This window comes from Bacteroides sp. An269, from assembly GCF_002159755.1.
In the GTDB taxonomy this organism is placed as follows: domain Bacteria; phylum Bacteroidota; class Bacteroidia; order Bacteroidales; family Bacteroidaceae; genus Phocaeicola; species Phocaeicola intestinalis.
Window position 1 is genome coordinate 1 of record NZ_NFJG01000179.1, and the last position, 5,064, is coordinate 5,064.

Below are 5,064 nucleotides of genomic sequence, written 5' to 3' on the forward strand. Positions count from 1 at the left end.
AGCAGAGCTTGCATCCTCTTCAACTCCTTGATTACAAAGCTAATGAAAACCTTTAATAAAATAAAAAAATTCTCTGGATATTTGGATTACAACATAGAAGAAACTGTTTGAAATTATCGTGTGCTGATTTGGGATGAGTTTTTAAGGCATTTCCGCTTGTGCGATAAGGAGGATAGCGGGCTATCTGACGAAGAACAGGAGCGAAAAAGACCAAAAAATCGCCCAAAGCACACACGAAAACGGATACATCAAGCCAAGAAAAACTTTTTGGAGAAATTCAAAATAGCTTCTAAATAAAAAGACGATCCTCCCTGATGAATATAAAATGAATGTCTGCAACCAGCCCCAATAATGATGCACAACTGAAGTATATCTTCACCTAAGGGGAGCATACAGGCCGGATGCAAACATTCATTCAAAATAATCTTTCCTAGAATGTATCAGCTCATCTTCGCATTGTTTCCAAACTTTGACAGGACTTTATTTCTGCCTGATAAAGATATTGACTGGTGTTCCTGAGAGCTTCCAACGTTGACGAATCTGATTTTCCAAAAAACGCTTATAAGGTTCTTTTACGTACTGCGGCAAATTGGCAAAGAACACAAAAGAAGGTATCTGCGTATTAGGCAACTGGGTAATATACTTAATCTTGATATATTTACCCTTATTTGAAGGAGGTGGATATGCCTCGATTACAGGCAGCAACGCTTCGTTCAAACGGGCAGTAGGAATACGTGTCATACGTGCCTGAAATACATCTTTAGCTGCTTCGAGAACCTTGAAGATGCGTTGCTTGGTAAGCGCCGAAGCAAAAATTATAGGAAAATCGGTGAACGGAGCCAAACGTTTACGCACAGCATCTTCGAAAAATTTCATCACCTTGACCGACTTGTCTTCTACCAAATCCCACTTGTTGACAACCACAACCAATCCTTTCTGGTTGCGTTGAACCAAAGATACGATATTCAAATCTTGCCCTTCAATACCACGGGTAGCATCCAACATCAGGATGCAGACATCTGAGTTTTCGATGGCACGGATGGAACGGATAACCGAATAGTATTCCAAATCTTCATTCACCTTGTTTTTCTTCCGGATTCCTGCCGTATCAACCAAGTAAAAATCGAAACCGAACTTGTCATAACGGGTATAGATAGAATCGCGGGTGGTACCGGCTATTTCGGTCACGATATTCCGCTCCTCGCCAATAAATGCATTCACAATCGATGACTTGCCCGCATTAGGACGACCCACTACGGCAAAGCGAGGAATATCTTCGTCAATCAATTCGCCTGCTTCTTTTCTAAACTTGCTCAGTACCAGATCAAGCAAATCTCCCGTTCCGCTTCCACTTAAAGCTGAAACACAATACGGGTCACCCAATCCTAACGAATAAAACTCGGCAGCATTGTATTGCAAATTGTTATTGTCGGTCTTGTTGGCCACCACAATAACAGGGGTTTTCGAACGGCGAAGAATATCTGCCACATCCATATCCAGATCAGTCACTCCATTCATAACATCTACCACAAACAAGATGACATCGGCCTCTTCCATTGCCAATACCACTTGTTTACGGATTTCTTCTTCGAAAATATCGTCCGAATTAACTACCCATCCTCCGGTATCAACCACCGAAAACTCCTTTCCTTGCCACTCCGACTTACCATACTGGCGGTCGCGGGTCGTACCGGCCTGTTCATTCACAATAGCCTGACGGGTCTTCGTCAGACGATTAAACAGTGTCGACTTTCCCACATTGGGACGTCCTACGATTGCTACTAAATTTCCCATATACTTCTTAAATGTTTACGGCTGTCACAGCCGAAATTAATCTAACTGATAACCAAAATTCTTGAGCTCTTTATCAGAACTACGCCAATCTCTGTCTACCTTCACAAAGGTTTCCAGATAAATAGATTTCTGGAAGAAATGTTCCAATGTTTTACGCGCTTCGGTAGCCACTTTCTTCAGAGCTTTGCCTTGATGACCAATAATAATACCTTTCTGTGATTCACGTTCAACATAAATGACTGCATTGATGTGAATGCTTTTAGCTTCTTCCTTAAAACGTTCGACCACCACTTCTACCGAATAAGGGATTTCCTTGTCATAATACAGCAAAATCTTTTCGCGGATAATCTCTGTTACAAAAAAACGAGCAGGCTTGTCTGTCCATTGGTCTTTTCCGAAATAAGGAGGAGAATCGGGCAACAGTTCTCTGATGCGCTTCATCACCACATCAATGTTGAACTTCGCCTTAGCAGATACAGGAATAATTTCTGCACTGGGTAACATGTCGTGCCATTCTTCCACTAATTTCACCAGATTCTCCTGATTGGTCAGGTCTATTTTATTGATGAGTAACAAAACTGGGACTTTTAAATTTCGCACTTTTTCCATAAAATCAGCATGTTTGTCTGCCTTTTCTATGGCATCCGTCACATACAGCAAGATATCCGCATCAACCAATGCTGACTCGGAAAAATTCAACATTGATTCTTGCAACTTATAGTTCGGCTTCAAGACTCCCGGGGTATCGGAAAACACAATCTGCATGTCGTCCGTGTTCAAGATTCCCATAATACGATGACGGGTAGTCTGTGCCTTAAACGTAGCAATGGAGATACGTTCGCCCACAAACAAATTCATCAATGTAGACTTGCCTACATTAGGATTGCCCACGATATTTACAAATCCAGCTTTATGCATACTCTATTTATTTATCTACTATACAAAAAAACGCATCGGGTCGGGATGCGTTTTCTTGTATTATATTCATTTGTTCCACGTTCAAATTTTATCACCATCATACCCCCACTTCACATACGAAGCACCCCAGGTAAATCCGGCACCAAATGCTGTGAAAATTATATTGTCGCCTTTTTTCAATTGCTTTTCATAGTCCCATAAACAAAGCGGTAATGTCCCGGCACTGGTGTTACCATAGCGCTGAATATTAATCATCACTTTGCTTAAAGGCACTTCCAAGCGAGATGCCACAGCATCAATGATACGCAAATTTGCTTGATGCGGCACAATCCAGTCAATGTTGTCCTTGCTCAGACCATGTTTCTTCGCAATCTGTTCAGTGACATCAGACATGTAAGATACAGCATACTTAAACACAGTCCTACCTTCTTGATACAGGTAATGCATCTTATTATCAATAGTGAAATAAGAAGGAGGGCATACCGAACCACCCGCTTTCATGTGAAGAAAAGGCAATCCTTTGCCGTCCGTACGCAATATAGAATCCATAATACCGAAATCCTCAGTAGTAGCTTCTACCATACAAGCTGCTGCCCCATCACCAAAAATAGGACAAGTGGCACGGTCGGAATAATTCACCATTGAAGACATCTTGTCCGCACCCACAATTATGATTTTTTTATGACGACCAGACTGAATCATACTTGCAGCAGTTTCCATTGCAAATAAAAAGCCACTACAAGCTGCCTGCAAATCAAATGCGTATGCATTCTTCAATCCCAATTTATCACACAAGATTGAAGCCGTAGAAGGGAAATGATAGTCAGGAGTTGTAGTAGCCACAATTACACAGTCAATCGAATCCGGATCAGAATCGGTTTTTTGCATCAATTGCTTAGCTGCCTTACGTGCCAAATAAGAGGTACCCAGACCTTCTTCATTCAAAATACGTCTTTCCTTAACTCCAATACGAGTCATAATCCACTCATCGTTGGTATCGACCATTCGCGACAACTCCTCGTTTGTCAACACATAGTCGGGTACATAACCACCGACTCCTGTTATTACTGCATTTATTTTCTCCATCATTTCTGTTTTTAGTTTATGAAATATAAAAAAACAGCCGAAGAGCCGAAAGCTCTCCGGCTTTATTCTTAATTGAACTTCATAAACATTTGTTCAACAAAGCTTTCTCTCTATTCAGATTTAGAGAGCAGCCTCTTTTTCGATTGCTAACTTTCCTCTGTAATAACCGCAAGCTCCACATACTGTGTGATATACATGCCATGCACCACAATTCGGGCAAATAGCCAACGTAGGAGCAACTGCTTTATCATGAGTTCTTCTCTTAGCAGTTCTTGTCTTTGATTGTCTTCTTTTAGGATGTGCCATTTTTTTAACGTTTTATTTAATTATTATCTAATATTTTTTTCAATCCATTCCATCGCGGATCAATAGTATCATACTCTGAAACCTGACCGCTATCAGAAGCTAGAGATTCATCTTCCTCCACACACAGATGCTGATGTAAAACAGTCATCATCTCCTGATTGCATTCACCAGACTCATGCACCCGTTGCATCGGTAAACTCAACTCTATAAACTCGTATAAAAACCATGACAGGTCAATATATCCTTCTTCTTCTGGAACAATAACCCATTCTTCTTCATCAGAAAAACAGGTTCCAAACTTCACTTTCAATGTATTTATCGTATCTACAGCAATACCCACATCATCCAGACAACGATCACAAGGAACTACTGCTGTACCTACAATATGAAAATCCAGTATAAAATTTCCTGCCAATTTCCGAATATTCACATTGGCATGCAATTTACCTTTTCGTATATCAGGAGCATCTATACTTTGAAAAAAAGTATCGTCAAGATTATATTCATACGAACATGCATCTTGCATCATGTCCCTCAAATTTACCTTATATGTATCAAGCGTTTCCAAAATACAACACTATATAAATCGGGCAGCAAAGATACAAATAATAATTGATATTCCCTAATTCAAGGAATATATTTTTTCCACCTTCAATATTATATACCCGATCTGAAATAAAAAAAGGGGTTTCCGGCAAAATGCATCCGCACTTGCCAGAAACCCCAAAACGGCGGCTACCTACTCTCCCACTGTTACGCAGTACCATCGGCGTGACGAAGCTTAACTTCTCTGTTCGGAATGGGAAGAGGTGGAACCTTCGTGCCATAGCCACCTTAATGCCATGAAGGATAAGTGACCTGCGACAGGCAACCAACAAACTATACAATAGACACGCCGCGAAAGCCTCGGGCAATTAGTAATGCTCGGCTGTGGTGTCTCCACCTATACACCTGCATCCT

General features: G+C 40.9%; 6 protein-coding genes and 1 rRNA gene. 1 reads left to right on the forward strand and 6 read right to left on the reverse strand.

All coding sequences use genetic code 11. From position 1 onward, the window contains the following. Positions 1-120: 120 nt before the first annotated feature. Positions 121-297, forward strand: a complete 177-nt coding sequence (locus B5F71_RS20525) for a hypothetical protein (RefSeq protein WP_158098153.1) — start codon at positions 121-123, stop codon at positions 295-297. Between the two features lie 183 nt (positions 298-480). On the opposite strand, the gene der is transcribed toward B5F71_RS20525, so the two are convergent. The 6 genes from der to rrf form a co-directional block, all read right to left on the reverse strand. Then, positions 481-1,794 carry a ribosome biogenesis GTPase Der gene (der, locus tag B5F71_RS18695; protein WP_022039216.1) on the reverse strand — a complete coding sequence of 438 codons (1,314 nt, stop codon included), beginning with the start codon at positions 1,792-1,794 and terminating at the stop codon, positions 481-483. Between the two features lie 36 nt (positions 1,795-1,830). Beyond that, entirely contained in the window at positions 1,831-2,712 is an 882-nt protein-coding gene (gene era, locus B5F71_RS18700) for a GTPase Era (RefSeq protein WP_087213355.1), read from the reverse strand. A gap of 81 nt (positions 2,713-2,793) precedes the next feature. Beyond that, positions 2,794-3,798 carry a beta-ketoacyl-ACP synthase III gene (locus tag B5F71_RS18705; protein WP_087213358.1) on the reverse strand — a complete coding sequence of 335 codons (1,005 nt, stop codon included), beginning with the start codon at positions 3,796-3,798 and terminating at the stop codon, positions 2,794-2,796. A gap of 120 nt (positions 3,799-3,918) precedes the next feature. Further along, a complete protein-coding gene (rpmF, locus tag B5F71_RS18710) occupies positions 3,919-4,104 on the reverse strand; it encodes a 50S ribosomal protein L32 (protein ID WP_007565939.1) in 186 nt (61 codons plus the stop codon). A 16-nt stretch (positions 4,105-4,120) separates the two neighbouring features. Beyond that, positions 4,121-4,633: a DUF177 domain-containing protein gene (locus B5F71_RS18715; protein WP_087213360.1), complete on the reverse strand. Its 513-nt coding sequence runs from the start codon at positions 4,631-4,633 to the stop codon at positions 4,121-4,123. 197 nt (positions 4,634-4,830) lie between these two features. Further along, positions 4,831-4,941: ribosomal RNA gene (gene rrf / locus B5F71_RS18720) — 5S ribosomal RNA — on the reverse strand. Positions 4,942-5,064 lie beyond the last annotated feature (123 nt).

What these genes read in the sequence shown, in the direction of transcription:
- rpmF (WP_007565939.1), bottom strand. Translation starts at nt 4,104, where the DNA reads ATGGCACATCCTAAAAGAAGACAATCAAAGACAAGAACTGCTAAGAGA.
- B5F71_RS18715 (WP_087213360.1), bottom strand. Translation starts at nt 4,633, where the DNA reads ATGATGCAAGATGCATGTTCGTATGAATATAATCTTGACGATACTTTT.
- era (WP_087213355.1), bottom strand. Translation starts at nt 2,712, where the DNA reads ATGCATAAAGCTGGATTTGTAAATATCGTGGGCAATCCTAATGTAGGC.
- der (WP_022039216.1), bottom strand. Translation starts at nt 1,794, where the DNA reads ATGGGAAATTTAGTAGCAATCGTAGGACGTCCCAATGTGGGAAAGTCG.
- B5F71_RS18705 (WP_087213358.1), bottom strand. Translation starts at nt 3,798, where the DNA reads ATGGAGAAAATAAATGCAGTAATAACAGGAGTCGGTGGTTATGTACCC.